Source organism: Saccharopolyspora rhizosphaerae, assembly GCF_003931915.1.
Lineage (GTDB): Bacteria > Actinomycetota > Actinomycetes > Mycobacteriales > Pseudonocardiaceae > Saccharopolyspora > Saccharopolyspora rhizosphaerae.
The window spans coordinates 406,751-432,750 of sequence record NZ_RSAA01000035.1 but is presented as its reverse complement, the minus strand read 5'-3'; the positions used below and the strand labels follow the sequence as shown (position 1 = coordinate 432,750).

The 26,000-nt window shown below is 71.4% G+C and carries 27 protein-coding genes; 14 read left to right on the top strand and 13 right to left on the bottom strand.

Features of this window, described 5'->3' with window-relative positions; all coding sequences use genetic code 11:
* Nucleotides 1–54 precede the first annotated feature (54 nt).
* The 6 genes from glmS to EIL87_RS24905 all read left to right on the top strand — a co-directional run bounded on the left by glmS (nt 55) and on the right by EIL87_RS24905 (nt 7,204).
* Complete coding sequence (glmS, locus tag EIL87_RS24930; protein WP_125093011.1) at nt 55–1,917, top strand: glutamine--fructose-6-phosphate transaminase (isomerizing); 1,863 nt, start codon at nt 55–57, stop codon at nt 1,915–1,917.
* Between the two features lie 73 nt (nt 1,918–1,990).
* Nucleotides 1,991–3,538: an NAD(P)H-hydrate dehydratase gene (locus tag EIL87_RS24925; RefSeq protein ID WP_125093346.1), complete on the top strand. Its 1,548-nt coding sequence runs from the start codon at nt 1,991–1,993 to the stop codon at nt 3,536–3,538.
* A 196-nt stretch (nt 3,539–3,734) separates the two neighbouring features.
* Entirely contained in the window at nt 3,735–4,886 is a 1,152-nt protein-coding gene (gene alr / locus EIL87_RS24920; RefSeq protein WP_125093010.1) for an alanine racemase, read from the top strand.
* 127 nt (nt 4,887–5,013) lie between these two features.
* The gene (locus tag EIL87_RS24915) at nt 5,014–6,108 is read left to right on the top strand and encodes an alpha/beta fold hydrolase (protein ID WP_125093009.1); all 1,095 of its coding nucleotides are present in this window, start codon (nt 5,014–5,016) and stop codon (nt 6,106–6,108) included.
* A complete protein-coding gene (gene tsaE, locus EIL87_RS24910; protein ID WP_233576576.1) occupies nt 6,105–6,578 on the top strand; it encodes a tRNA (adenosine(37)-N6)-threonylcarbamoyltransferase complex ATPase subunit type 1 TsaE in 474 nt (157 codons plus the stop codon). Before EIL87_RS24915 ends, tsaE begins: the two co-directional genes overlap by 4 nt.
* A complete protein-coding gene (locus EIL87_RS24905) occupies nt 6,575–7,204 on the top strand; it encodes a DedA family protein (RefSeq protein WP_125093008.1) in 630 nt (209 codons plus the stop codon). The genes tsaE and EIL87_RS24905 overlap by 4 nt, the downstream gene beginning before the upstream one ends.
* Here EIL87_RS24905 and EIL87_RS24900 read toward each other — a convergent pair.
* Nucleotides 7,188–7,961: an IclR family transcriptional regulator gene (locus EIL87_RS24900; RefSeq protein WP_125093007.1), complete on the bottom strand. Its 774-nt coding sequence runs from the start codon at nt 7,959–7,961 to the stop codon at nt 7,188–7,190. The genes EIL87_RS24905 and EIL87_RS24900 overlap by 17 nt on opposite strands.
* A gap of 227 nt (nt 7,962–8,188) precedes the next feature.
* Between EIL87_RS24900 and aceB the strand changes: the two genes are divergently transcribed.
* The 6 genes from aceB (at nt 8,189) to EIL87_RS24870 (ending at nt 15,241) form a co-directional block, all read left to right on the top strand.
* A complete protein-coding gene (gene aceB / locus EIL87_RS24895) occupies nt 8,189–9,775 on the top strand; it encodes a malate synthase A (RefSeq protein WP_125093006.1) in 1,587 nt (528 codons plus the stop codon).
* 253 nt (nt 9,776–10,028) lie between these two features.
* Nucleotides 10,029–11,213, top strand: a complete 1,185-nt coding sequence (locus EIL87_RS24890) for a DUF6986 family protein (protein WP_233576569.1) — start codon at nt 10,029–10,031, stop codon at nt 11,211–11,213.
* A gap of 108 nt (nt 11,214–11,321) precedes the next feature.
* Entirely contained in the window at nt 11,322–12,404 is a 1,083-nt protein-coding gene (locus EIL87_RS24885) for a protein phosphatase 2C domain-containing protein (protein ID WP_125093004.1), read from the top strand.
* A 190-nt stretch (nt 12,405–12,594) separates the two neighbouring features.
* Nucleotides 12,595–13,521, top strand: coding sequence for an erythromycin esterase family protein (locus EIL87_RS24880; RefSeq protein WP_125093003.1), 927 nt, complete (start codon nt 12,595–12,597; stop codon nt 13,519–13,521).
* Nucleotides 13,522–13,581: 60 nt separating this feature from the next.
* Entirely contained in the window at nt 13,582–14,685 is a 1,104-nt protein-coding gene (locus EIL87_RS24875; protein WP_125093002.1) for an alcohol dehydrogenase catalytic domain-containing protein, read from the top strand.
* Nucleotides 14,686–14,878: 193 nt separating this feature from the next.
* On the top strand, nt 14,879–15,241 hold the full coding sequence (locus EIL87_RS24870) for a hypothetical protein (protein WP_125093001.1): 363 nt from the start codon (nt 14,879–14,881) through the stop codon (nt 15,239–15,241).
* Between the two features lie 147 nt (nt 15,242–15,388).
* Here the strand turns inward: EIL87_RS24870 and EIL87_RS24865 are convergent, their stop codons facing one another.
* The 9 genes from EIL87_RS24865 to EIL87_RS24825 form a co-directional block, all read right to left on the bottom strand.
* A complete protein-coding gene (locus EIL87_RS24865; RefSeq protein WP_125093000.1) occupies nt 15,389–16,303 on the bottom strand; it encodes a serine/threonine-protein kinase in 915 nt (304 codons plus the stop codon).
* Between the two features lie 7 nt (nt 16,304–16,310).
* Nucleotides 16,311–16,505, bottom strand: coding sequence for a hypothetical protein (locus EIL87_RS24860; protein WP_125092999.1), 195 nt, complete (start codon nt 16,503–16,505; stop codon nt 16,311–16,313).
* A 180-nt stretch (nt 16,506–16,685) separates the two neighbouring features.
* Complete coding sequence (locus EIL87_RS24855) at nt 16,686–17,741, bottom strand: S8 family serine peptidase (RefSeq protein ID WP_125092998.1); 1,056 nt, start codon at nt 17,739–17,741, stop codon at nt 16,686–16,688.
* Nucleotides 17,742–17,907: 166 nt separating this feature from the next.
* Nucleotides 17,908–19,245 (bottom strand): nucleobase:cation symporter-2 family protein, encoded by a 1,338-nt coding sequence (locus EIL87_RS24850; protein WP_158628693.1) that lies wholly within the window; start codon nt 19,243–19,245, stop codon nt 17,908–17,910.
* Between the two features lie 494 nt (nt 19,246–19,739).
* On the bottom strand, nt 19,740–20,630 hold the full coding sequence (pucL, locus tag EIL87_RS24845; RefSeq protein WP_125092997.1) for a factor-independent urate hydroxylase: 891 nt from the start codon (nt 20,628–20,630) through the stop codon (nt 19,740–19,742).
* Between the two features lie 3 nt (nt 20,631–20,633).
* Complete coding sequence (gene uraH / locus EIL87_RS24840; RefSeq protein ID WP_125092996.1) at nt 20,634–20,978, bottom strand: hydroxyisourate hydrolase; 345 nt, start codon at nt 20,976–20,978, stop codon at nt 20,634–20,636.
* Nucleotides 20,975–21,475, bottom strand: coding sequence for a 2-oxo-4-hydroxy-4-carboxy-5-ureidoimidazoline decarboxylase (uraD, locus tag EIL87_RS24835; RefSeq protein ID WP_125092995.1), 501 nt, complete (start codon nt 21,473–21,475; stop codon nt 20,975–20,977). The genes uraH and uraD overlap by 4 nt, the downstream gene beginning before the upstream one ends.
* Nucleotides 21,476–21,631: 156 nt before the next feature.
* Complete coding sequence (locus EIL87_RS24830) at nt 21,632–21,994, bottom strand: helix-turn-helix domain-containing protein (RefSeq protein WP_125092994.1); 363 nt, start codon at nt 21,992–21,994, stop codon at nt 21,632–21,634.
* 10 nt (nt 21,995–22,004) lie between these two features.
* The gene (locus EIL87_RS24825; protein WP_125092993.1) at nt 22,005–22,253 is read right to left on the bottom strand and encodes a thiamine-binding protein; all 249 of its coding nucleotides are present in this window, start codon (nt 22,251–22,253) and stop codon (nt 22,005–22,007) included.
* A 63-nt stretch (nt 22,254–22,316) separates the two neighbouring features.
* Here EIL87_RS24825 and EIL87_RS24820 point away from each other — a divergent pair, with 63 nt between their 5' ends.
* Complete coding sequence (locus EIL87_RS24820) at nt 22,317–23,117, top strand: hydroxypyruvate isomerase family protein (RefSeq protein WP_199740602.1); 801 nt, start codon at nt 22,317–22,319, stop codon at nt 23,115–23,117.
* Between the two features lie 10 nt (nt 23,118–23,127).
* Nucleotides 23,128–24,255: a glycerate kinase gene (locus EIL87_RS24815; RefSeq protein ID WP_407690580.1), complete on the top strand. Its 1,128-nt coding sequence runs from the start codon at nt 23,128–23,130 to the stop codon at nt 24,253–24,255.
* 54 nt (nt 24,256–24,309) lie between these two features.
* Here the strand turns inward: EIL87_RS24815 and EIL87_RS24810 are convergent, their stop codons facing one another.
* From EIL87_RS24810 to EIL87_RS24800, 3 genes are all read right to left on the bottom strand, one after another.
* Nucleotides 24,310–24,804: a copper resistance CopC family protein gene (locus EIL87_RS24810; RefSeq protein WP_125092991.1), complete on the bottom strand. Its 495-nt coding sequence runs from the start codon at nt 24,802–24,804 to the stop codon at nt 24,310–24,312.
* The gene (locus tag EIL87_RS24805; RefSeq protein WP_125092990.1) at nt 24,789–25,358 is read right to left on the bottom strand and encodes a superoxide dismutase family protein; all 570 of its coding nucleotides are present in this window, start codon (nt 25,356–25,358) and stop codon (nt 24,789–24,791) included. The genes EIL87_RS24810 and EIL87_RS24805 overlap by 16 nt, the downstream gene beginning before the upstream one ends.
* 148 nt (nt 25,359–25,506) lie before the next feature.
* Nucleotides 25,507–25,965 (bottom strand): (2Fe-2S)-binding protein, encoded by a 459-nt coding sequence (locus EIL87_RS24800; RefSeq protein WP_125092989.1) that lies wholly within the window; start codon nt 25,963–25,965, stop codon nt 25,507–25,509.
* Nucleotides 25,966–26,000 lie beyond the last annotated feature (35 nt).

The window sequence follows — 26,000 nt, the reverse complement described above, 5'->3', positions numbered from 1 at the left end:
GGTCACCAGGGCTCCGTCATGTTCCGTTCGACCGGAATGGCTACCCTGACTCGCGTGTGCGGCATCGTGGGTTACGTAGGACATCGCCAGGCGCTCGACGTGGTGCTGGGCGGACTCCGGCGACTCGAGTACCGGGGTTACGACTCGGCAGGCGTGGCGCTGCTCGACGGTGGGGGTGGCCTCGCGGTGGAGCGGGCCGCGGGAGCGCTGTCGAACTTGGAGAAGAAGCTCGCCGGGGGTGAGGCGTCCGAGTTCGCCGGCAACGCGGGCATGGGCCACACCAGGTGGGCCACCCACGGTGCTCCCACCGACCGCAACGCCCACCCGCACCGGGACTCCACCGGCCGCGTCGCGGTGGTGCACAACGGCATCATCGAGAACTTCGCCGCTCTGCGGGCCGAGCTGGAGGCCGACGGCGTCGAGATGGCCAGCGAGACCGACACCGAAACCGCCGCGCACCTGGTCTCCGCTGCCTACGCGGCCGGGCCGACCGCCGGTGACCTCACCGCCAGCGCCTGCGCCGTGGCGCGACGCCTCGAAGGCGCTTTCACGTTGGTCGTGACGCACGCCGACGAGCCGGGGACGATCGTGGCGGCGCGACGTTCCTCGCCGCTGGTCGTCGGTTGCGGCGAGGGCGAGCACTTCGTCGCCTCGGACGTGGCGGCGTTCATCGAGCACACCCGCGACGCGGTGGAGCTCGGTCAGGACCAGGTCGTCACCATCACCCGCGACGGTTACTGGGTCACCGACTTCGACGGCACCGACGTCGAGGTCAAGCCCTTCCGCGTGGACTGGGACCTCTCGGCCGCCGAGAAGGGCGGCCACGACTACTTCATGCTCAAGGAGATCGAGGAGCAGCCCGAGGCGCTCGCCGACACCTTGCGCGGCCACTTCGACAACGGGCAGGTCGTCCTCGACGAGCAGCGGCTCACCGAGCAGGACCTGCGCGACATCACCAAGGTCTTCATCGTCGCCTGCGGCACCGCCTACCACTCGGGCCTCCTGGCCAAGTACGCCATCGAGCACTGGTGCCGGATCCCCGTCGAGGTGGAGCTGGCCAGCGAGTTCCGCTACCGCGACCCGGTCCTGGGTCGCGACACCCTGGTCGTGGCGATCTCGCAGTCCGGCGAGACCGCTGACACCCTGGAGGCCGTGCGGCACGCCCGGACCCAGCGGGCCCGGGTGCTGGCCATCTGCAACACCAACGGCGCGCAGATCCCGCGCGAGTCCGACGCGGTGCTCTACACCCACGCGGGCCCCGAGATCGGCGTGGCCGCCACCAAGACGTTCCTCGCGCAGATCGCCGCGAACTACCTGGTCGGGCTGGCCCTGGCGCAGGCCCGCGGCACCAAGTACTCCGACGAGGTGGCGCGCGAGTTCCACGAGCTCGCCGCGATGCCCGAAGCCGTGCGCAGCACGCTGGCGACCGTCGAGCAGGTCCGCGAGCTCGGGCGGCAGCTGGCCGGTTCCAAGGCCGTGCTCTTCCTCGGCCGCCACGTCGGCTACCCGGTGGCGCTCGAAGGCGCGCTCAAGCTCAAGGAGCTCGCTTACATGCACGCCGAGGGCTTCGCCGCCGGCGAGCTCAAGCACGGCCCGATCGCGCTGATCGAGGACAAGCTGCCGGTCGTGATCGTGATGCCGTCGCCCACCGGGCGGGCGCTGCTGCACGCGAAGATGGTCTCCAACATCCGCGAGATCCAGGCCCGCGGCGCGCGCACGATCGTCATCGCCGAGGAGGGCGACCAGGAGATCAAGCCGTTCGCCGACGAGCTGATCTCCATCCCGGCCGTGCCGACCTTGCTCCAGCCGCTGGTGTCGACGATCCCGCTGCAGGTCCTGGCGGCGGAGATCGCCCGGGCCCGCGGGTACGACGTCGACAAGCCCCGCAACCTCGCGAAGTCCGTCACGGTCGAGTGACGTTCGTCGGCTCGCAGCCGTCCGGGGCGGGCACACTGTCGGCGGATCTTGTGGTTCGGCGAGAGGGCGCGTGATGCAAGGCGTGTGGACCCCTGACCAGGTTCGGAGTGCCGAGCACCGGTTGTTCGCCCGGGTCCCGGAACCCACCGTGATGCGGCGCGCCGCCTTCGCGGTGGCCGTGCAGTGCGCGCGGCTGCTGACGGAGCGCACCGGCGGGGTCGCCGGGCGGCGGGTGGCGCTGCTGGTGGGAGCCGGGAACAACGGCGGCGACGCGCTGTGGGCCGGAGCGTTCCTGCGGCGGCGCGGCGCCGGTGTCACGGCGGTGCTGCTGGCGCCCGACAAGGCGCACGAGGCGGGGCTCGAGGGCCTGCGCCGCGCCGGTGGGCGAGCTGTTCCCGCCGAGGGCGCCAACGCCGACACGGCCGGCATCGGGTCCGAGGCCGCCGACGCGTTGGAGCGCGCGGACCTGGTCGTCGACGGGATCGTGGGCTTGGCGGCGCGCGGCCCGCTGCGGCCCGTCGCGGCCGAGCTGGTGCGCCGGGTGACCGTGCCCCTCGTCTCGGTGGACCTGCCCAGCGGTGTCGACCCGATGACCGGTTCTGTCGAGGGGCCCGCGGTGTCGGCGGACCTGACGGTGACCTTCGGCGGCCTCAAGCCGTGCCACGTGCTCGGTGCCGGGGCGGTGCGCTCGGGCGAGGTCGTGGTGGCCGGTGTCGGCATCACCGAGGAGTTGCCCGAGCCGGAGTTCGCGCTGCTGGACGCCGTCGAGGTCGGCGAAGGCTGGCCGATCCCCGGCCCGGAGGACGACAAGTACAGCACCGGTGTCGTGGGTGTGGCCGCAGGTTCGGCGACCTACCCGGGAGCTGCGGTGCTGGCGACCGGAGCCGCCGTGCGCGCCACCGCCGGGATGGTCCGCTACGCCGGGCCCGCCGCGGACGAGGTGCGTTCCGCCTGGCCCGAGGTCGTCGCGACCGGATCGGTCGGCGATGCCGGACGGGTGCAGGCGTGGTCCGTCGGGCCCGGCATCGGGACCGGGTCCAGCGGCCGCGACGTGCTGCGCTTCGTCCTCGAGTCCGGACGTCCGGTGTGCGCGGACGCCGACTCCATCACGCTGTTCGCCGAGGACGACACGATGTGGGACGCGCGCGATCCCGACGCTCCGCTCGTGCTGACCCCGCACGCCGGTGAGTTCGCCCGGCTGGCCGGTGAGGGCCCGGGCGCCGACCGGGTCGCGGCGGCGCGTGGGATCGCGACCAGCTGCAACGCGTTCCTGCTGCTCAAGGGCAACACCACGGTCATCGCGGCTCCCGACGGGCGGGTCCTGGTCAACGACGCCCGCCAGGCCTGGTCGGCCACGGCCGGTTCCGGTGACGTGCTCACGGGCCTGATCGGGGCCCTGCTCGCCGCCGGTGTCGAACCCCTGCTGGCCTGCGGGTACGCCACCCACGTCCACTCGCTGGCCGCCGAGCTCGCCGCCCACGGGAAGACCGGCGACGGCGGCCGCTCCGAGGCCGGAGCCCCCATCGGCGCCTCAGCCCTGCTCGCCGCCGTCCCCGCAGCGGTCCGCGCGGTCCGGGACACGGCCCTGCGGACCGCGGCACCACGCGCGGCGGCATCGTGAGGGCCTTCTCCCCGCCTGGGCGCACCTCGGGGTCGTGACGGGGAGGACATCGCGCGCGAAAGGGGCGCAACTTCCACACGATGGTGGGGCGTGGCGTGGACACCGGCGGCGCCGGTCGTCCCTCCAGTGCGTTGAGCTGCGAAAAGAGTACGGCGGGCGAAGGGTGGGATGGTGGATGTGGGACCATGACCAGGCCATGAGTGACCAGCACGTGTACCGCGCCGACCTGCGGATCGACGTCGACGCCCTCCGCCACAACGTCCGGGTGCTCGCTGGCCGGGCCGCCGCCTCCGGCGCGCGGACGATGGTCATCGTGAAGTCCGACGGCTACGGGCACGGTGCCCTCACCGTCGCTCGAGCTGCCCTGCGGGCCGGCGCCGACCAGTTGGGTGTCGCCGCTCTCAGCGAGGCGCTGCAGCTCCGCGAGGCCGGGATCACCGCGCCGGTGCTGTGCTGGTTGTTCACCGAGCACGACGACTTCGGCCCCGCGGTCGCCGCCGACATCGAGCTCTCGGCGTCGTCGCAGGCCACGCTGGCCCGCATCGCGGCGGCCGCCGCCGAGCAGGACCGCGTCGCCCGGGTGCACCTCAAGATCGACACCGGCTTGGCGCGCAGCGGTTGCCCAGCCGACCTGTGGCCCGCCCTGGTCGAGGCCGCGGCGAAGGCCGAGGCCGCCGGGCACGTCCGCGTCGAGGCCATCTGGTCCCACTTGGCCTGCGCCGACGAACCGGGCCACCCCTCGATCGACATGCAGGCCGAGCGCTTCCAGCGCGCCCACGAGCAGGCGCGGGCGGCCGGGCTCGACCCGATCCGGCACCTGGCCAACTCCGCCGCCGTGCTCACCCGCCCCGACCTGCACTTCGAGCTGGTCCGGCCGGGCATCGCCGTCTACGGGTTGGACCCGGTGCCGCAGGCCGGCGACCACGACCTGCGCCCGGCCATGACCTTCCGGTCCTCGGTCTCGCTGACCAAGCGGGTCCCCGCGGGCGAGAGCGTGTCCTACGGGCACTCCTGGACCGCGGAGCGCGCCACGAACCTGGCGGTGGTGCCGGTCGGCTACGCCGACGGCGTGCCGCGCAGCCTCTCCGGTCGGATGGACGTGTGGCTGGCGGGACGCCGCCGGCCGGTGCGCGGCCGGGTGTGCATGGACCAGCTGGTCGTGGACTGCGGCGACGACGAGGTCTCGGAAGGTGACGAGGTGATCGTCTTCGGTGCCGGTGACCGGGGCGAGCCGACCGCCGCCGAGTGGGCCGACAAGCTCGGCACCATCCACTACGAGATCGTCAGCGGCATGTACCGGCCGCGGGTGACCCGCACGGTCGTGGACTCCGAAGCGGAGGAGTCATGACCGCAGCGCGGCCCTCGGCACCGCGTCGCGGCGTCCGTGTGGGGCGCTGCGCACAGAACGGTGTGCAACCGGGGTCACGTTCTGGAACGATCTTCACGTTCCGCCGCCGGAGCCGAGTGGAGGCGACGTGAGACCGGTGTGGCAGGCACTGGCCTGGACGAGCGGGGTGATCGGGGCCGCGATCACCGGCGCCGCCGTCGGCGTGGCCGCGCACAGCACGCGCGCCGCCGTGCAGCGCAAGGGTGACGAAGCTTTCGTCGAGGAGCCGCTCGGCAGGTTGCGACCGGACCGGCACTCGACCGTCGCCGCCGACGACGGTGTACCGCTGTCGGTGGAGGAGATCGGGCCTGCCGCGGGTGGGGACCCCGCGCTGACGGTCGTGCTGGTGCACGGCTTCGCGCTCGACTCCCGCTGCTGGCACTTCCAGCGCCGCGACCTGCCCGGCCTGCTCGGGCCGAAGGTGCGGCTGGTGCAGTACGACCACCGCAGCCACGGTCGTTCCGGTCACTCCAGCAAGAAGAACAGCACCATCGAGCAGCTGGGCCGCGACCTCGACGCGGTGCTGCGCGCCGCTGCGCCGCGCGGTCCGGTCGCGCTGGTCGGCCACTCGATGGGCGGCATGACGATCATGGCGCTGGCCGAGCAGAACCCCCGGCTGTTCGCCGAGCGGGTCCGCGCGGTGGGCCTCATCGGCACCTCCGCCGGTCAGCTCGGCCAAGCGGGACTGCCGCGCACCTGGCTGTCGAGCGCGAACCCCGTGCCGCGCGGTCTCGCGCTGCTGTCCGAGCTCAACCCGGGCCTCGTCGAGCGCACCCGCAAGATGGGCGACCGGCTGACGTGGACGATCATCCGCGCGCTGTCCTTCGGTGATCGCAAGGTGCCGCCGGCCGTGGTCGACCTGATGGCCGAGATGATCGGGGCCACCAGCGTGGAGGTCGTCACCGACTTCCTGGAGACGTTCACCCTGCACGACCGCAAGCGCGCGCTGGCGGCGCTGAAGACCTGCGAGGTGCTGGTGCTCAGCGGCGACGTCGACAAGCTCACGCCGTTCTCCCCGCACGCCGAGGTGCTCGCCGGGGAACTGCCGAACTCGACGCTGGTGAAGGTCGAGGGTGCCGGGCACCCGGTGATGCTGGAACGGCCCGAGCTGGTCACCAACGAGATCGTGGCGCTGCTGCGGCGCGCCACCGGGATGAAGTTCACGAAGGGGACCGGAAGTTGAGCGCCGCGCTGAAGACCCTGCAACTGCCGCAGGAGTCCGACACCCTCGAGGTCGGCCGCCGGCTCGGTGCCCTGCTGCGGGCCGGTGACCTGCTGCTGCTCGACGGGCCGCTGGGCGCCGGCAAGACCGTGCTGACCCGCGGCATCGCGGCGGGCATGGGTGTGACCGGCCGGATCACCTCGCCGACGTTCGTCATCGCCCGCGTGCACGAGCCCGAGACCGGCGGTCTCGCGCTGGTGCACGTCGACGCCTACCGGCTCGGCGGGCTCGAGGAGATCGACGACCTCGACCTGGACACCGACCTCACCGAGGCCGCCGTGGTGGTGGAGTGGGGCGAGGGCCTGGCCGACCAGCTCTCCGACACCCACCTCGTGGTGCGGCTGCGCCGCCGGGATGACGACGTCCGGGAGCTCACCCTGGAACCGCACGGCGAGGGCTGGCTGGAGCGGCTCGGCGAGCTCACCGGGTGACGGAGTTCCTGGCGGGCTTCCCCGGCCTGCTCGCGCTCGCGATCGCCGCGGTGGTGCTGTTCGCCGAGTCCGGGCTGCTGATCGGTGTCGTCCTGCCCGGGTCGGGCACGGTGCTGGCGCTGGGCTGGTTGGCCGGGAACGGCGCCTTGCCCGTCTGGGCGGCGGCGCTGGTCGCCTCGGCGGCCACGATCGCCGGGTGCCAGCACGGCTACTTCCGCGGTGCCCACCCCGGCGCGCTGAACCGGCGCCTGGTCGAGCGGGTGGGCGAGGCACGCCTGGCGCGGATCGAGTCCGCGCTGGACGGGCGGGCCGGGCCGACCACCGCGCTCTGCCAGTGCTTCGCTGTCGTGCGGACCCTCGTCCCGCGGTTGGCCGCCCGCTGCGGCATGCGCCGCCTGCACTTCACGGCCTGCAACACACCGGTGGGGATCTGCTGGGGCACCGGCCTGACGCTGCTCGGCGCCTTCTCCGGCGACGCCTACGCTCAGGTCCAGGCCGCGGTGGGTCTGCTGGGCCTGCCGCTGGTGGCCCTCGCCGCCGTGGTGGTCGGCCTGGTCTGGTGGTTCCGCCGTCGGCGGAGCTCCACTTCGGACATCGCCGGACGAGGGGTCAGGCGGTGGCGCTGAGCTCGGCGGAGAGGTCCTTGGCAAGCCGCTGCATGAGCGGGATGACCTCGTCGGTGGCGATGCGCGTCATGCGGCCTTCGGGGCCGGAGATGGAGATGCCCGCGCCAGCCGGGGCGCCGGGGACCGCGACCGCGTAGCAGCGGACGCCGACCTCCTGCTCGCCGTCGTCGATCGCGTAGCCCTGCTCGCGGATGCGGCCGAGCTCCTCCTGCATGGCCTCGACGTCGGTGATGGTGCGCTCGGTCTGCGGGTTCATCGCCGTGCGCGACAGGAGTTGGGTGACCTCGTCCGAGGGCATGGTCGCCATGACCGCCTTGCCGACGGCCGTGGCGTGGGCGTCGACGCGGCGACCCACTTCGGTGAACATCCGCATCGAGTGCGGTGAGGGGACCTGGGCGACGTAGACGATCTGCTCGCCGTCGAGGACGGCCATGTTCGCCGACTCGCCGGTGACCTCGGTCAGCTCGGCGAGGTACGGCCGCGCCCAGGAACCCAGCGCCCGGCTGGCGGTCTCGCCGAGGCGGATCAACCGCGGCCCGAGCGCGTACCGCCGCGACGGCTGCTGCCGGGCGTAACCGCTGTTCACGAGGGTCCTGATGATGCGGTGGATGGTCGGCAGCGGCAGTCCGGACCTCTCGGCGAGCTCGGACAGGGTGACTTCGCCGCCGGCATCGGCCATCAGCTCCAGGAGCTCGAAGGTGCGCTCGACGGACTGCACCCCTCCGCCCTGGTTCGCCCGCCGTGGGCCAGTCGTCATCGCAGAACTCCCTCTCCTGGATCCAGCCGAAGTCTAGTTCGTGGCGCGTGCGCAAGCTCATGTTGCTTTTCGCGCTATGTGGAAACTAACATCCACGATGCAGAATTTCATGTGGATGTTCTTCGCCAGTGGCGGCCGCGCTCGCACGTGCGCGACGGCTCGTCACGCGGCAAGGTGAGCCCTCAGCCACCGTCTGAAATCCGGCAGCAGAAAGAGGTGGACGATTCATGTCCGAAACGGCAGGTGTGAAGGTCCTCGGCGGCGCCGTCGAGCGCGGCGACGAGATCCTCACCGCCGAGGCGCTGCAGTTCGTGGCCAAGCTGCAGCGCGCCTTCGGTGCGCGGCGCGATGAGCTCCTCGAGCGCCGCAAGCAGCGTCGTGCGGAGGCCGCGGAGAAGGGTCGCCTGGACTTCCTGGAGGAGACCAAGCACATCCGCGAGGGCGACTGGCAGGTCGCCGAGCCGCCGGCCGACATCGCCGACCGCCGCGTGGAGATCACCGGTCCCACCGACCGCAAGATGGCCATCAACGCGCTGAACTCCGGCGCGAAGGTCTGGCTGGCCGACCTCGAGGACGCCAACACCCCGCACTGGGAGAACGTCGTCGGCGGCCAGGTCAACCTCCACGACCTCGTCCGCAAGCAGATCGAGCTGCACGTCCCGGGCGGCAAGTCCTACACGTTGCGCGATGACGTCACCCACGCGGTGCCGCTGGTGCGTCCGCGCGGCTGGCACTTCGACGAGAAGCACCTCGAGGTCGACGGCAAGCCGGTCGTGGGCGCGCTGGTCGACTTCGGCCTGCACTTCTTCCACAACGCCCAGGAGCTCCTCAACCGCGGCAGCGGCCCGTACTTCTACCTGCCGAAGATGGAGAGCCACCTCGAAGCGCGGCTGTGGAACGACGTGTTCACCTACGCGCAGCAGGAGCTGGGCATCCCGCACGGCTCGGTGCGCGCCACCGTGCTGATCGAGACCTACCCGGCCGCGTTCGAGATGGAGGAGATCCTCTACGAGCTGCGCGACCACTCCGCCGGTCTCAACGCCGGACGCTGGGACTACCTGTTCAGCGTCATCAAGACCTTCCGCGACTCCGACAAGTACGTCCTGCCGGACCGCAACGCGGTGACCATGACCGCGCCGTTCATGCGCGCCTACACCGAGCTGCTGGTGCGCACCTGCCACAAGCGCGGTGCGTTCGCCATCGGCGGCATGGCCGCGTTCATCCCGACCAAGGACGACTCCAACGCCGCGGCGATGGAGAAGGTCCACGCCGACAAGAAGCGCGAGGCCGGCGACGGCTTCGACGGTTCCTGGGTGGCGCACCCCGGCCTGGTCCCGATCTGCTACGAGGAGTTCGACGCGGTCCTCGGCGACAAGCCGAACCAGATCGACCGCAAGCGCGAGGACGTCAACGTCACCGCCGACCAGCTGCTCGCGGTGTCGGAGACCCCGGGTGAGAAGACCATCGAGGGCCTGCGCGGTGCGGTGGACGTCGGCGTCCGCTACATCGTGTCCTGGCTCGGCGGCAACGGTGCGGCGGCGATCCACAACCTGATGGAGGACGCCGCGACCGCCGAGATCTCGCGTTCGCAGATCTGGCAGTGGCTGCACAACAACGTGCAGCTGTCCAACGGCCAGACGGTCACCCTGGAGCTGGTGCGGGAGACCCTGGCCGACACGGAGAAGGCGCTGCGCGCGGAGGCCGGTTTCCCCACCGAGAACCTCTCCCGCGCCATCGAGCTGTTCGAGCAGGTCGCGGTGGCCGACGACTTCGTCGACTTCCTGACCCTGCCCGCCTACGAGCAGATCGACTGAGGCCGTCGTCGCGGGGGCGCCGGCTCGGCCGGTGCCCCCGCGCACGCCGTGCGCCACTCCTCGTGCTCGTCAACTGCGCGGCGTCGCGGTGCACTCGCCACGAAGCCGCCCGGAACCCGTTGCGGTGCGGGATGTTCCACCGCAGCAGCGGCTTCGCCGCATCGTCGTGAACAGTTCTCAGGGAGGGTGCAAGTTGGCCGGAACCTCGTTAGACCCCGCGGACGTCGCTCGCCGGCTCGCTCGTCTGTCCGAAGTGGACGAGCACGTGGCCCGGACGTACCCGGGTGCTCGCTCGGACCTGCAACCGGTGCACACCTGCTACGTGCCCGCGGACCGGGTCGGCGCGCACGTCCTGCGGGACTGGGCCGGTGAGGCCCTGGCGGTGCTCGACGAGCACGCCGCCACCCCTTCCCGGATGGCCGAGATCTTGGGGCTGACCTCCGAGATCGCCGAGGCCGTGCACCCCAGGGTGCGGGCCAAGCTAACCGGATCTCCCGTGCAGGACCTGCGGATCGACTTCGAGGACGGCTACCGGGCCGACGCCGAGGACGACGACGCGGTCCGCACCGCCGGGGTGGTCGCCGACTGGCTGCGCGACGGCGTGGCGCCGGCGAACTTCGGACTCCGCGTGAAGTCCTACGACACACCCGCACTGCGCGAGCGCTCGGTGCGCACGCTGGACGTGTTCCTGACCGCGCTGCTGGCGCACACCGGGGGCGTGCCGGACGGGTTCGTGCTGACCTTCCCGAAGGTCGTCGACGTGGCGCAGGTCGAGGTCTTCGTGGAGATCCTCGAACTGCTGGAGCAGCGGTTCGAGCTCGGCCAGGGGGCACTGCGCTTCGAGATCCAGGTCGAGACCACCCAGTCCATCGTGGACTCCGAGGGCCGGTTCGCGCTGCCGCGCTTCCTGCGCGCAGGCGCGGGACGGGTCACCGGACTGCACTTCGGCACCTACGACTACACGGCCTCCTGCGGCCTCACCGCTGCGCACCAGCACCTCGCGCACCGCGCTTGCGACTACGCCCGGCACGCCATGCAGGTGGCCGCGGCCGGTACCGGCGTGTTCCTCTCCGACGGCTCCACCAACGTGCTGCCCGTCGGTGACCAGGTCGTCCGGGGCTGGCAGACCCACTACGAGCTCGTGCGGCGCTCGCTGGCGCACGGCTTCTACCAGGGGTGGGACCTGCACCCGGCCCAACTGGTGACCCGCTACGCCGCGGTCTTCGCGGCCTTCCGCGACTCGGCCCCCGCGGAGGCGGCCCGACTCGCCGCCTACACCGGCAGCGGGTCCGCCGAGGTCCTCGACGAACCCGCCACGGCCCGCGCCCTGGCGGCCTCCTTCGTCCGCGCCCTCGACAACGGAGCCACCGACGCCGACGAGGTCAAGGCGCTCACCGGCCTCGGCGAAGCGGACCTCCGCTCCCTCGGTCGCCTCTGATCACGTCCGGGGCGGGAACCGCAGCGATCACAGCGGTTCTCGCCTCGGATTTCCGGGATCTCCGCGTGTTGTTGACTCTTACCCGCGGTCAAGGCTCATGCTCGTGGCGTGAACGAGCTGCTGAGCATCGGGGAGTTCTCGGCGCAGTGCGGGCTGTCCGCGAAGATGCTGCGTTCCTACGCCGCCGTCGGGCTGTTGCTGCCCGAGGCGGTCGACGCCTGGTCCGGGTACCGCTACTACTCGACCCGCCAGCGCCACCGGGCGCGCGTCATCGCCCTGCTGCGGAAGGCCGACATCCCGATCGACGACATCGCGCGCTACTTCGCCGAGCCGAGTGCTGAGCAGTGGGAGCGCTGGGACCGCGAGATCGTGGAGTCCGCCGACGCACGCCGCAAAGCGCTGGCGGAGGCCCGCGCGGCCCTGCTCGCCGAGATCGCACCAGCAGCCCCAGCTAGGAAGGGAACCGCTGTGACCAGCACACTCACGTCCGGATCCAGCACGCACACCGGAGGACGGGAGAGCAATCAGGACGCCACGCTCGTCGCGGAGGGGCTGTACGCGGTGGCCGACGGCATCGGCGGTTACACCGGCGGTGATGTGGCCAGCAGGCTTGCCCTCGACACCCTGGGCGAGGCCTTCGCCGCCGACCGGTCGATGGCCGGCCTGCTCGACGCCGCGCGGCAGGCCAACGAGGCGGTCTGGTCGCGCGCCAACTCCGAGGGGACGTCGATGGGAACCACGGTGGTGGCGCTGGCGATGACCAGCGACGCGGGACCGGTGGTGCTCAACGTCGGCGACTCCCGCCTGTACCGGCTGCGCGACGAGCGCCTGGAGCAGCTGACCCAGGACCACACGGTGCCCGCCGAACTGCTGCGCGCCCACCAGATCACCCCCGAGCAGGCCCGCGACCACCCGCACCGGCACGTGCTGACCAGGGCGATCGGAGTCGGTCCGGAGGTCGAGTTCGACCACGCCGGCGTGTCGGTCAAGCCGGGCGACCGCCTGCTGCTGTGCACCGACGGGCTGTACAACGCCCAGAACACCGACGAGCTCACGGCCGTGCTGAGCACCGGTGCCGAGCCCCAGCAGCTCTGCGAGGACCTGGTCGAGGCGGCGCTCGAGGCCGACGCCGACGACAACGTCACCGCCGTGGTCGTCGAGGCTCACGCCACGAGCGACGGTGTCGGCTGAGCCCCACGCCGTGAACGACCTCGGTGTTGACCTCCAGTTCGCTTGACGTTCTAGCGTTGCCGCAGACTCGACCGAGGGAGGTGGGCATGGGCGCACAGGTGCGGTCGTGCGGGGAGGTCCGAGGTTCTCACGCGTGGTGCGAGGTACGGCCGTGGTGGTCGGACGTCGCCGCGGTCGTGGAGGTGACCGCATGAGCTCTTCGCCCGAACTCCGCGGTTGGATCGCCTCGCAGGCACGACCGCTGCGGCTCGACTCCGGCAACCCGCCGACGAGGCCTCCGGAACCGCTGGCACAGGCCACGATCGCCGGTCTGGCTTCGTCCGTGCGCTCGGCGCGCGAGCTGGTGCTGGCCACGCACGTCCTGCTGCGTGCGCTCGTCGAGCAGGCCGGTTTCCGGGCGGTGACCATCGAGGGCACCACCGAGACGGCGCCGGCGCTCGACCGGTTCGTCCGCAGCGGTGAGGGTGATCCCGCCGCGCTGCTCGCCGCCAGCCAGGTCTTCCTGCGCGTGCACGAGGCGCTGGCCGTGGTCCGGTGGCTGCGGGAGTGGAACGAGGCGTACCCGGAGGACCCGGTCTCGGTGGTGCACGACCGCACGCCCCGCACCCCGCCCGGGAACCTCACCGAGATCGAGGCCCACCTGGCCGAGAGCAACCTCGCCTGGTACGCCGAGACCGGGCAGAGGATCGTGCACTGGGGCGGTACCGCCCACGTGATCGCCGGTGACCCGCGCACCGTGCTGCCCGCGGAGACCCACCGCAACGCGGGCGGGATCATGCGGGCCGAGCTCGGAGCCGGCTACGGCGTCGCCGCGCTGACCGTGGGATCGGGCTCGGCACCGTTCCCCGTCCCGCATCCCCCGCAGGACTTCGCCGAGCACGCGTTCGCCGACGTGCCGTACGAGGTGGCGGTCCTGGAGTTGCCGCCGCCGGCCGAGGTCCCGCGGTCGGCGGCGGAGTGGCTGACGCGTCCGCTGCGGACCCGTGTGATCGGACCGCGGTACGACCCGGAGCGCGACCGGGACTTCCGCCTCGATGCGGGCCCCGTGGTCGAGTGCGTCGACGTCGTCGTCCACGCGTCGCACATCACACCGGTCACTCCGCTGCCGCTCGCGTAGCCCTCGGGGGTTGTCCGCACCGGTTCGGTGTGCAGGGATGGGGGCGGAAGGAGCGTGTGCATGGAAATCCGTGGTGCGGTGCTGCAGGAGTGCGGTCGTTCGGGGCCGTGGGAGGCGACCGAACCGCTTGCGGTCACCGAAGTCGAGTTGGACGAGCCCGGGCCGGGCGAACTGCTGGTGCGGATGGAGGCCGCCGGGGTCTGCCACTCCGATCTGTCCGTTGTGGACGGCAACCGGACGCGGCCGGTGCCGATGCTGCTGGGCCATGAGGCCTGCGGCCGGGTGGAACGGGTCGGTCCCGGGGTGACCGATGTCGCCGCCGGTGAGCGCGTCGTCCTGTTCTTCGTACCGCGGTGCGAGGAGTGCGAGGCCTGCCAGGCCGGTGGCACAAGGCTGTGCACACCGGGCTGGGCCGCGAACGGCGCCGGGACCCTCCTGTCCGGGGAACGCCGGCTGAGCTGGGGTGGGCGCGAGGTGCACCACCACTGCGGGGTTTCCGGGTTCGCCACGCACGCGATCGTCGACCGGCACTCCGTGGTGCCGGTGCCCGACGACGTGCCGCCGGAGATCGGCGCGCTGCTCGGCTGCGCCGTGCTGACCGGAGGTGGCGCGGTCAAGAACGCCGCCGCGCTGCGACCCGGCGAGGACGTCACCGTCGTCGGCATCGGCGGCGTCGGCATGGCCGCAGTCCTGGTCGCGAAGGCCCTCGGCGCGGGCAGCGTCACCGTCGTCGACCCGCTCGAGGGCAAGCGCGAGCGGGGCTTGGAGCTGGGTGCGACCAAGGCGCTCCGGCCGGATGAGGCCGTCGACATCGGCCACAGCAGCGCGGTGGTGATCGACGCCAGCGGCAACGCGAGCGCCTTCGAGACCGCCGTGCAGGTGACCGCGCCCGCCGGGCGCACGGTCTCGGTCGGCCTGCCCTCGCCCGGCGCGCGTGCCAGCATCTCGCCGTTGGCGCTGGTCAGCGAGACCCGCACGATCATCGGGTCGTTCCTGGGGTCGGGCTTGCCGCAGCAGGACATCCCGGAGTACGCCGAGCTGTGGCGCGCCGGGAAGCTCCCCGTCGACGAGCTCGTCTCCGGCACGATCGGGCTGGACGAGATCAACCGAGCCATGGACGAACTCGCTTCTGGTCGAGCCATGCGCCAGGTCATCCGTTTCTGAGCCGAGGGACCGTGGCGCTGTGGTGGGGGAAGTTCCGGTGGGAACTCCCCCCACCCGTCTTCGGGGGGGTGGGAACCGAGCCCGGGCCTCGGGATCCGAGGGTGTTTCGTGCTGTGGGCGGGATCGGGGCGTTGTCGAGCGTGCGGTGCCGGGGTCGTAGGAGACTGTCGGCGGACGTCACGCGAAGGGACCGATGATGGAGCAGGACGCGCTCGACAAGCTCAAGGACAGGCTCGGGGACTACGAGATCTTCGGTGAGGCGGTGCGGGAAGGCGACACCACGCTCGTCCCGGTCGGCGAGGTGCAGTTCGGTGGCGGCTGGAGCGGCCAGAACGGCGAGAACGGTGGCGGTGGCGGAGTGCAGGCGCGGGTCATCGGCGCGTTCTCCGTCAAGGGCGACGGCACCGTCACCTGGCACCCCGCCGTCAGCGTGAACCGCATCGTCTGGGGCGGCCAGCTCGCCCTGGCGACGGCCATCGTGGCCTGCGCGATCGCCTTCCGCCGCCGTTCACCCTCTTCCAGGACCCGGTCAGCGTGGCGGTGCGGTCGAACCTGACCGGCTCCGTGCGCCACTCCTGATGGGCGCTTGTTCGCGGCTTCGCGGCGTGCTCGCCACGAAGCCGCTCGGAACCTGCGGCGCTGCCGGCTGAGCCCCACACCGGGGGACAACGGCGCGGCTGAGCAGGGTGAGCGCTGAACAGGCTCACGTCCCTGCTGACTGGGGGTCCATGCCGGACCATTCGACGAGCTTGGCGGAGACCTCCGCGATGGTCGGGCGCGCCTTGGGGTCCGGGGCCAGGCAGGCGTCGACGGTGCGCGAGAGGGCCGCGGGGAGCCGCCGGTGGGTGCGCAGCGGTGCGGCCGGCTCGTCGCGCTGCGGGTAGTGGCGTCCGCCGCCGGTGGTGCGCTCGCGGTGCGAGGCCGAAGCCCACGGGGTGGTGCCCGACAGGGCCTCGTAGAGCGTCACGCCCAGTCCCCAGACGTCGGCCGCGGGTGACATGCGTTCGCCGCGGGCCTGCTCCGGGGAGAGGTAGTCGAAGGTGCCCGCCGAGCTCTTCTCGCCGATCCGGCACACCAGGCTCAGGTCCAGCAGTACCGCACGACCGCCGATCTCGACCACGTTGGACGGTTTCACGTCCAGGTGCACCCACCCGTGCCCGTGCAGGTAACCCAGCACGGAGCAGAGTTGGATGCCGAGCACCGCGGCGTCGACCGGCCGCAGCTTGCCCAGGTCACCGATCAGGTAGCCGAGGGTGTGGCCGGGGAGCGTCTCGGTGATCACCACCGGACGCTCGGGCTCGACGCTGCGCACGATCTCGTACCCGCGCACCAGGTGCGGGTGGGTGAGCTGGGTGAGCAGCACGCCCTCGTTGCGCAGCCAGCCGATCGCGCGCTCGTCGGTGGCGCGTTCGGGCCGGATCGTCTTGGCGATGCAGCGGCAGGAGCGCTGTTCGCTCCACACGTCGTAGACGTCGAGCCGACTGCCCCGCCTGAGGTGGTCGACGACCCGGTACCCGGAGGCGAGGGTGTCACCGGGCGCCAGCGGCGCCCCGGGTGTTCCCCAGCTCTGCTCCGGCTCGCCGTAGTAGTAGGACGAGGTCAACGAATCGATCAACACCGCGGGATCAGCTGTGGCTGCGGTGGCGGCGGCGGTGGTCGTCGCTGCTGTCGCGGCGGTAGCGGCGGTGGTCGCTGCTGCTGTCGCGGCGGCGGCGGTGGTGGTCGGAGCTGTCGTGCCTGCGGCGGCGGTGGTCGCTGCTACCGCGCGAATGGTGCTGCTTCGCCGGGGAGACCATCTGGAACAGCTTGGAAAGGTCCACTGCACACTCCCGAAGTTTCATGATCATTCGGGCTGCTCGAGGCAACCCAACGGACCATTGTTCCGTAGATCGAGTGGCAGATGCGACCGTTTTGTCGATGAAAAAGCACTGGGCGCAGTGGATGAAGAACCGCGGCTGGTAATAGCGGGAGCTACTACCAGCCGCGGTTCGACGGGGAGATCAGCCCTGGGACGCCACCGCAGCAGCGGCGTCGACGATCCCGTGGCCGTACAGCGGGGTGTAGACCCCGCGCAGACCGAGGAGCGGGGTCCGGGCCGTGGAGATCAGCGCGTCCTCGATGCCCGCGGCATCACGCCCCTGCGCACCGAGCAGCGCGGCGACCCCGGCGACCTGCGGGGCGGCCATCGACGTCCCCGCGAGGGCGTCGTAGTCGGCTTGTCCGCACTCCGGCTTGCCCATTCCGCGCGGGACGCTGGACCACACGTCGCCGTCGCAGTCGCGCAGCGATGAACCGCCCGGTGCCGACACGGCACGCAGGTTGAGCTTGACGCCGAGATTGGAGTACACCGAGTGCATCTCGTCGGCGTCGGTGGCGGCCACGCACAGCGCGCCCTGCTCCCAGGACGGGGTGTCGCACAGCGGCGCGGTCTCGTTGCCCGCCGAGGCCACCACGACCACCCCCTTCTCCCGGGCGTAGGCGATGGCGTCCTTGGTCGCCGACTGCACGCCCAGCAGGGTCAGGACCTGGATCCCGGGCTGTGCGCCCAGGCTCAGGTTGATCACGTTCGCGCCGTGATCAGCGGCGTAGCGCACGCCCGCCCCGATCTCCTCGAACGTGCCGGAGCCGTTCTCCAGAGCCTTGATCGGCATGATGTTGGCGTCCGGCGCGACGCCGGCGCCACCAACGCCGTTGCCCGCGGCCGCGGCCGCGATGCCGGCGACGTGCGTGCCGTGCACGTCGGGTTGCTGCCCGACGCCGTCGGCGCCGGTCCAGTCACCGTTCCCGCACGGCGCCGGAGCGCCGCCGCAGGTGAAGGTGGCGCCCGGGACGAGCTTCCCGCTGAACTCGGGATGCCCGAGGTCGACGCCGGTGTCTACCACGGCGATGGTCTGCCCGGAACCGGTGCTGCTGGCCCAGGCTTCGGGGGCGTGCAACTGCTGCAGGCCCCACTGCTTCTCGGTGAGCGGGTCGCCGGCGGCGGCGCCGGCGCTCGCTTGTGTTGCCACCAGCGACAAGCCGACCAGGCTCGTGGTGATCAGAGTCCGCATCCGCATTGCGACTCCCATGGGTTGGAGCGGCGTTTGGTGGATCAACGAGCCCGGGCGGACTTGGTTTCCCGCGCAACGGTGATTGGGTCCGATCACCGAGGTGGGTTCCGTCTGCTGGAGCAATGCGGAAGTCGGTCGTTCCACTTCGGTCAGTTCGAGGGGAGTGCGAGGATCACGACGGTTGCGGTGCGGGCCGCTTCGAGAACAGCAGGTTCAGCAGCAGGGCCGCGATGCACCCGGTGCTGATGCCGGAGTCGAGGACGGTCTGCAGCGCTTCGGGGAAGTTGTCGTAGAACGACGGGGCCACGACCGGGATCAGCCCGAGACCGAGCGCTCCGGCCACGATGAGCGCGTGCTGCGGGTCGCCGAGGCCCGCCGTGCCCAGCGTGCGGATGCCGCTGGTGGCCACCGACCCGAACAGCACCAGCGCGGCGCCGCCGAGCACCGGCTGCGGGACGAGCGAGACGACCGCGCCCGCCACCGGGAACAGGCCCAGCAGCACCAGCACTCCGCCGCCGGTGGCGACCACGAACCGGCTGCGCACGCCGGTCAGCGCGACCAGGCCGATGTTCTGGGCGAAAGCGCTGCAGGTGAAGCCGCCGAAGACGGCCGACAGGGCGCTGCCCGCGCCGTCGGCGCGGAGACCGGCGGCGATGGTCTTCTCGTCGGCGGGCCGGTCCACGATCTCGCCGAGCGCGATCATGTCGGCGGTGCTCTCCATCATCGCCACGAGCATCACGATGCAGATGGAGAGCGTGGCGGTGAGGCTGAACGCCGGCGCCCCGAGCTGGAAGGGGAGGGGGAGGTTGAACAGCGGCGCCGATTCGAAGGTGCTGGTGTCGATCAGCCCCATCGGCCAGGCGATCAGCGTGCCCACGAGCAGGCCGATGAGCAGCGCGATCCGGTTCAGGAAGCCGGTGAGGAAGCGGTTGAACAGCAGCACCAGCACGAAGGTGATCGCGCCGAGCAGCACCTTCTGCGGTGCCGCGTAGTCGGGGGCGTCGCTGTCCTGCCCGGCGATCCACTTGATCGCCACCGGCATCAGGGAGAGCCCGATCAGGGTGATCACCGTGCCGTTGACCACCGGCGGGAAGAAGCGCACCAGGCGCGAGAAGTACGGCGCGGCCAGGAACGCCAGCACCCCGGCGATCAGCACCGATCCGTAGACGACCGACAGCGGGTTCTGCGACCCGCTCTGCTGGGCGACGATCGCGAGGATCGGCGCGACGGATCCGAACGTCACGCCGTTGACGAACGGCATGCGGGCGCCGATCTTCCACACGCCCAGGGCTTGCAGCGCGGTGGCGATGCCGGCGGTGAACAGGCTCGCGCCGATGAGCAACGTCATCTGCAGCGGTGCGAGGCCGATGGCCTCGCCGACGATCAGCGGGGGTGCCACCACACCCGCGTACATCGCGGCGACGTGCTGGACGCCGAAGGCGACCAGCCGGGTGGGCGGCAGGACTTCGTCGACCGGGTGCACGGTGCTGGGTGTGTCGGTTCTGGCCATGTCTTCAGCTCCCCAAACCGCTGGGTCAAGGTGTTAGATCACTATCGGCACGAGTCGTTCTTCCTGAGTTGTCGTCATGTTTCAACGAGGTGAAAGTCCACAGTGGTCTTCTGGACGCAGTGGACGGAGGAGCACTGCGCGGGGGTTCGAGCAGTGCGGGAGATGTCGTCAGCAGGTGAGGTGGCGGCGGAACCGCTGTCAGGTGCGGAACGCAACCGGCACCGCCGCAAGGTCCGAGCGGTGAGGGGCACCAGCCGCGTCTTCAGGTATGAGGTTCAACCGGCCCCGCTGCAGGTTCGAGGCGGCCCGCGGGGGCAGCCGCTTCCGCAGGTGTGGGACTCAGCCGGCACCGCCGCAGGTTCTGAGCGGCTTGGTGGCGAGTACGCCGCGACGCCGCGTGTTCGCCTGCTCGAGGAGCGGCGGACGAAGTCCGCGAAGCCGCCCAGGTCCTGCTGCCCGCACCGCTGAGCAGAGCGAGCAGCACAACACGAACATCAGAACTCCGGGGTGGAGTACCAGGCCATCGGTGCTTCTTCGACGTCGTCGCGGCGCACCACGCCTTCGATGAGGCCGTAGGGGCGGTCGGCGGCGTAGAAGACCTCGTTGTCGTTCTCCAGGCCGAAGGGGGAGAGGTCGACGAGGAAGTGGTGCTTGTTCGGCAGCGAGAGCCGGACTTCGGCGAGCTCCGGGTGCTTCTCGAGCGCGGCCTTGCCCATCTCGTAGAGGGTCTGCTGCAGCGCGTAGCTGTGCGTGGTGGCGAAGGCTTCGAGCATCGCGGCGCGGACGGATTCGAAGCTCTTGGCCCAGTCCACGTCGGTGTGCAGGTAGCGCCAGCGGGCGGTGACCGCGGTGGCGAGGATCCGGTCGGTGGTCTCGGCCAGGGTCGTGTACTGGTCCTTCGGGTACCCCCAGAACTCCGAGCCGGTCGACTTGAGCACGACCAGGTCTTCGAGACCCGACACCACGTGCGCCTGGTCGCCGTCGATGGTGACGGCGGTGGTGCGCTTCTCGTCGCCGGTGCGGGAGAACGAGTGGCCGTGGCCGGCGCCCTCGACCGGGATCCGCTGCCAGCCGTACTCCTCGACGAGGATGCGGGCGCCGGAGATGCCCTCGGCGCTGGAGACGAAGTGCCTGCCCAGCCGGAGCGCGAAGTCCTCGATCTCGCCGATCGGCTGCTGCTTGGCGAAGGCGTAGACGGTGTTCTTCTGCGTGTCGGTCGGCAGCACCTTGCTGTTGTCGCCGCTGAGGTGGGCCGCGTCGAGGTCGCCGCGCAGCGCGCTGCTGACGTTGAGGTCCTTGATGGAGTGCCGTGGTGTCGAGCGGTCCACGGTGACGATGCGGACCTCGGCCTTGCCGTACTGGTTCGGGCCCATGGAGATGCCCATGATTCAGCTCCCTCGGTAGGTGGAGTAGGCGAACGGGCTCAGCAGCAGTGGAACGTGGTGGTGCTGGCCGGGATCGGCGATGCGGAAGGTGATCGACACCTGCGGGTAGAACGTCGGGGTGCCCTGCTGGTCGAAGTACTCGCCGGTGTCGAAGGTCAGCCGGTAGTCGCCCGCGTCGAGGCGGTCCGGTCCGAGGTCGCGGCAGCGGCCGTCGTCGTCGGTCCGGCCGGTTGCCGCCGGGGTCCCGTCGGCCAGCGGTGTCCCGTCGGCGGTTTCGAGCCGGACGGCGACGCCGGCCGCCGGGGCGCCCTGGGCGGCGTCGAGGACGTGGGTGGTCACAGCGCTCATGCTTCGATCACTCCTGTCAGCCGCAGCGCAGCGATCTTGCGGAGTTCGGATTCGACGACGCGCAGCTCGTCGTCGGGGTCGTTGTCGAGCCGGGAACGCAGGACCTCCAGGAGTTCTTCGCCGCTGCGGCCGCTGGCGCACACCAGGTAGACGTGCCCGAAGCGGCGTTCGTACTCCAGGTTGGCCACCCGCAGCTCCTCGGCGAGCCCCTCGCTCACCCCGGCCTGCTCGCGGCGGGAGAACTCGGCGCTGCGCCCGGTGTTCGCGGGTCGTTCGCCGATGCGGGGGTGGGCGGCGAGGGCCTGGGCGAGCTCGGCGTCGGTGAGGTCGGGAGCGGCCGCGGCAGCGGCCTCCTGCACGGCGTCGGCGTCGGCGAAGGGGCGCGCGTCGGCGATGTCGGCTGCCCAGCGGGTGATGTCCAGGCAGCTCAGCAGGGTGTCGATGAGTTCGGCCCTGGGCATGTCGTTGAGCCGTTGCACACCGGTGGTCGTAGCCATGCGCTTCTCCGCTGAAGTGGTTCACATGCCGGCTCGATCGTCCCGGGGGACCTCGGTGACCGCAGAGCCGGTTTGGTGCGCACGAAGCTACGACCGCCCCGACGGGGTGTCAACAGTTTGTTGAAAAACCCAGGTGAGCGGAGGGGGGAGGTGAGATCAGCGGTCCGCCTGCTCGCGGTTGAGGTAGTTGTAGACCGTGAAGCGGCTGACGCCGAGGGCCTTCGCGACCGACTCGACGGACTTGCGCATGGTGAACGCCCCGCGCTCCTCCAGCAGCCGGACCGCCTTCTGCTTCTCGGCGCGGGGGAGGTCGGGCAGCCTGGCACCCAGCTCGGTCTCGACCGCGCGGATCATCCGGTCCAGCGCGCTGGTGAGCTCTTCACCCGGCACGCGCACGGCGATGGCCGGGGCACCCTCCCAGTAGAGCACGATGTCACCGGGTTTGCGCTGGTCAACGGGCACGGCGGTACCACCGACGTGTTCCAGGAGCGGGGCGATCGCGTTGGCCAGCGGGTGCATCGCGACCAGCCTAGCTCCGGTCGTCCTCGGCCGTGACCTGCAGGGTGATCCGGCTGGCCCCCGCCTCCAGCGCCTTGTCCAGCACTTGCGCCAGCGCGGGCAGCAGCCGCTCCCGGTCGGCGCTGATCGCCGTGCCCAGCGGCCCGAAGTCCGGGTCCAGGCCCGCGGCCAGCAGGCAGTCGCGGGCCGCCGCGGCGTGCGCCGGCGGCTCCCCTTCGCCCTCGAACGGTTCCGTGGTGAACTCTGCGCGCAGCATCATGGACCGACCTCCCTGCCCGAGACGGTAGCGTCCGATCGCAACCACGACCCAGACGGGAAGCCGATGATCACGGACCGGTTCGACGTCAACCTCTCGATCCTGTTCACCGAGCTCGATCTGCTGGAACGTCCCGCCGCCGCCAAGGCCGCGGGGTTCGACCGGGTGGAGTTCTGGTGGCCCTTCGACTCCGCCGTTCCCGCCGAGGCCGACGTGGAGGCCTTCATCCGCGCCATCGACGACGCCGGCGTCTCGCTGGTGGGGCTGAACTTCTACGGCGGTGACCTCGTGGCCGGTGAGCGCGGCGTGCTGTCCGATCCCGACCGCGCCGGGCAGTTCGCGGCCAACATCGACGTGCTCTGCGAGATCGGCGAGCGGTTGGGGTGCCGCGCGTTCAACGCGCTCTACGGCAACCGCATCGACGGCGTGGACCCGCGCGCGCAGGACGAGGCCGCCCTCGCGAGCCTGGTGCGCGCCGCCCGCGACGTCGCCCGGATCGGCGGTACCGTGCTCGTCGAGCCGGTCAGCGGGATCCCGGACTACCCGCTCCGCACCGCCGCCGACGGGCTCGCCGTCGTCGACCGGGTGCGCGAAGCCGACGGGGCGGACAACGTCCGCCTGCTGCTCGACCTCTACCACCTGGTCACCAACGAAGACGATCCGGACGTGGTGCTCGACGAACGCCCGGAGTCGATCGGCCACGTGCAGATCGCGGACTCCCCGGGACGTGGGGAACCCGGAACCGGCAGGATCGACTTCGTGCACTACTTCGCCAAGCTCGACGAGGTCGGCTACACCGGCCACATCGGACTCGAGTACAAACCCAGCGGCGCCAGTACCGAAGCCTTCGGCTGGATCTCGCGCTGAACCTAGGAGGCTGCAGTTGCCCGGTCCCGTCCTCATCGCACCGGACAAGTTCAAAGGCACCCTGACGGCCCCGGACGTCGCCGGGGCGATCGCGGCAGGGCTGCGCGAGGAGCGCCCCGACGTGGAGGTGCGGCTCGCGCCCGTCGCCGACGGCGGTGACGGCACCGTGGACGCCGCGCTGGCCGCCGGGTACTCCCGGATGACGGTGCCGGTGAGCGGCCCGACCGGGTACCCGGTCGACACCGAGATCGCCTACGACGGTGAGACGGCGGTCGTCGAACTCGCCTCCGCGTCCGGTCTCGCGCTGCTGGACCCCGACGACCTCGACGCGCTCGGCGCGTCCAGCGACGGCACCGGCGAGGCGCTGCTGGCCGCGCTCAGCACCGGTGCCCGGCGGATCGTGCTCGGTGTCGGGGGCAGCGCCTGCACCGACGGCGGGGCTGGTCTGCTCACCGTGCTCGGCGCGAGGGTGCTGGACGTCAACGGGAACCCGGTCGCGCCCGGGGGAGGTCCGCTGGCCAACGTGGGCGAGGTGGACCTGTCCGGGTTGGACCCCCGCATCGCCGAGGTCGAGGTCGTCCTGGCGTCCGATGTGGACAACCCGTTGACCGGTCCGCACGGCGCTGCCCGCGTGTACGGCCCGCAGAAGGGCGCGAACCCGGAACAGGTGGAGCTGCTGGACTCCGCGCTGGCCCGCTACGCGCAGGCGGTGGTGGCCGCGGGCGGTCTCGACGTAGCCGACCAGCCCGGTTCCGGCGCGGCAGGCGGCGTCGGCTTCGCGGCCCTGGCCGCCCTGGGCGCGACGATGCGGCCGGGGGTGGACGTGGTGCTCGACCTCGTCGACTTCGACCGCCGGCTCGACGGCGCCGGGTTGGTCATCACCGGCGAAGGAGCGCTCGACGAGCAGACCCTGCACGGCAAGGCCCCGGCCGGCGTTGCCGCGCGGGCCATCGAGGCGGGCATCCCGGTCGTGGCCGTCGCGGGCCGCTGCGACCTCACCGGGGAACGGCTCGCGGAGGCCGGCATCGACGCCGCCTACGCGCTCCTCGACGTCGAGCCCGACCCGCAGCGCTGCATGGCCGACCCGGCACCCCTGCTCACCCGCCTCGGCAGGACCCTCGCCCAGAAGCACCTCTGACGAGTCGAGGGTCCCCTGCCCACCGGGCAGGGGACCCTCGACGTGCGTTCGGTGCTACTCGGCCTTCGAGCGGCGGGGGATCAGGGCGATCACCACGATCAGCAGCACGACGATCACCGCGCCGCCGCCGACGGCCAGCCAGAACGTGTAGCCGCCGCCGTCGGACTCGCCAGGCGGGCCCGGGGCGACGTTGAGGTAGTAGCCGCCCTCGGTGGAGTGGCCGTCGTCGAAGGTGGTCCGGTACTTCACGGTGTGCAGACCGGGTTTCAGCGCTTCGATGTGGACGGTCACGCGGTTGCCGTCGACCTCCACCTCACCCGAGACCTGGTCGGACCCTGCGGGGTCCTTGACCTCGATGCGCGGGGGTTGCGACGCGTCCAAGGCTCCTGCGAAGTTCATCTCGATGCGCTCCACCCCGGCCTTGGCGGTTTCACCGGGGCCGGGGGACGCGGCGTCCAGCCCGCTGTGCGCGAGCGCGGTGCCCGCGCCCAGCAGGGCCAGCAGCGCGGTCAGGACCGCACCGAGGGTGGTGCTCAGAGATCGGCGCATGCGATGCGGTTGTCGGAGAACTCTGCCGGGTGCACGACGAGCGACTTGGCGGCCTCGGCCGGCTTCTCGTTCTCGGCGGTCATGAAGCCGCGTCCACCGGCATCGGCGGCGAAGCCCAGGTGGATCTCGTTCGGCGGCATCTCGGGGCCGGCCGGGTCGAACTGGAAGTGACCGCCGCCGTCCTCTTCGGAGCACGGCTTGGCGTGCAGGTGGGCCATGTACTTCGTGCCCGGCGCGAGACCGGTCATCTCCAGCGTGGCGGTGGTGCCGCCCGGGTGGATCGCCAGCCACGCGGTGCCCGCGGCCTGCTCGTGGCCCGGCGGGCGCGTCGGCAGCAGCGTGAAGGCACCGCTGCGCAGCTGCGCACCTGCCACGTCCTTGGCGGGCGTGGCGTTCGGGTCACCCATGTTCATCGGCATGCCACCGCCGGCCTGGTCACCACCGGCGTTCTGGCCGTGCATGCTGTGGTCCTGCGACGAACCACCGCTGCACGCGGTCAGGGCCGCGCAGGCCACGAACAGCCCGGCGGTGAAGGACTTGTGAAGTTTCAACACCCTCATCAACTTCTCTTCGGGAACCAGTGGAACTCCATCGGGTGCAACGACAGCGGGCGGATGGGGTCACCGTGATCGATGTCCCACCCGCCCGGCGCTGCTCACCGCCGCCCCGGCCGCGGCCACGGGCCCGGGACGGCGGCGCGGCTCACATGTTCTCGGCGGCCTGCTTGATGGCCTGCCGGATCCGGCCGTAGGTGCCGCAGCGGCACACGTTCTCGATCTTGTCGATGTCCTCGTCGGTGACGTCGTCGCCCTTCTCGTTGAGCAGGGCGACCGCCGTCATGATCTGGCCGGGCTGGCAGAAGCCGCACTGCGCGACGTCGCGGTCCAGCCAGGCCTGCTGCACCGGGTGCAGCTCGTCGCCCTCGGCGAGGCCCTCGATCGTGGTGATCTCGGTGCCGTCGGCCTTCTCTGCGGTGACCTGGCAGGTCTGGACTTCCTCGTCGTCCTGCAAGCAGGTGCAGGCGCGGCAGACGCCGACGCCGCAGCCGTACTTGGGGCCGGTGATGCGCAGGCGGTCGCGCAGCACCCAGAGCAGGGGCATTTCCGCGGGGACGTCGACCTCGACGTCCTTACCGTTGACGGTGAACTCGTACTTGGGCATGGCGTTCGGGAACTCCTCGACGGATCAGGCCGGAA

Bases quoted from the DNA above. Each gene is read 5' to 3' on its own strand.
- EIL87_RS24925 (WP_125093346.1), top strand. From the start codon at position 1,991: ATGCAAGGCGTGTGGACCCCTGACCAGGTTCGGAGTGCCGAGCACCGG.
- alr (WP_125093010.1), top strand. From the start codon at position 3,735: ATGAGTGACCAGCACGTGTACCGCGCCGACCTGCGGATCGACGTCGAC.
- EIL87_RS24900 (WP_125093007.1), bottom strand. From the start codon at position 7,961: ATGACGACTGGCCCACGGCGGGCGAACCAGGGCGGAGGGGTGCAGTCC.
- aceB (WP_125093006.1), top strand. From the start codon at position 8,189: ATGTCCGAAACGGCAGGTGTGAAGGTCCTCGGCGGCGCCGTCGAGCGC.
- EIL87_RS24880 (WP_125093003.1), top strand. From the start codon at position 12,595: ATGAGCTCTTCGCCCGAACTCCGCGGTTGGATCGCCTCGCAGGCACGA.
- EIL87_RS24875 (WP_125093002.1), top strand. From the start codon at position 13,582: ATGGAAATCCGTGGTGCGGTGCTGCAGGAGTGCGGTCGTTCGGGGCCG.
- EIL87_RS24870 (WP_125093001.1), top strand. From the start codon at position 14,879: ATGATGGAGCAGGACGCGCTCGACAAGCTCAAGGACAGGCTCGGGGAC.
- EIL87_RS24855 (WP_125092998.1), bottom strand. From the start codon at position 17,741: ATGCGGATGCGGACTCTGATCACCACGAGCCTGGTCGGCTTGTCGCTG.
- EIL87_RS24850 (WP_158628693.1), bottom strand. From the start codon at position 19,245: ATGGCCAGAACCGACACACCCAGCACCGTGCACCCGGTCGACGAAGTC.
- pucL (WP_125092997.1), bottom strand. From the start codon at position 20,630: ATGGGCATCTCCATGGGCCCGAACCAGTACGGCAAGGCCGAGGTCCGC.
- uraH (WP_125092996.1), bottom strand. From the start codon at position 20,978: ATGAGCGCTGTGACCACCCACGTCCTCGACGCCGCCCAGGGCGCCCCG.
- uraD (WP_125092995.1), bottom strand. From the start codon at position 21,475: ATGGCTACGACCACCGGTGTGCAACGGCTCAACGACATGCCCAGGGCC.
- EIL87_RS24830 (WP_125092994.1), bottom strand. From the start codon at position 21,994: ATGCACCCGCTGGCCAACGCGATCGCCCCGCTCCTGGAACACGTCGGT.
- EIL87_RS24825 (WP_125092993.1), bottom strand. From the start codon at position 22,253: ATGATGCTGCGCGCAGAGTTCACCACGGAACCGTTCGAGGGCGAAGGG.
- EIL87_RS24820 (WP_199740602.1), top strand. From the start codon at position 22,317: ATGATCACGGACCGGTTCGACGTCAACCTCTCGATCCTGTTCACCGAG.
- EIL87_RS24810 (WP_125092991.1), bottom strand. From the start codon at position 24,804: ATGCGCCGATCTCTGAGCACCACCCTCGGTGCGGTCCTGACCGCGCTG.
- EIL87_RS24800 (WP_125092989.1), bottom strand. From the start codon at position 25,965: ATGCCCAAGTACGAGTTCACCGTCAACGGTAAGGACGTCGAGGTCGAC.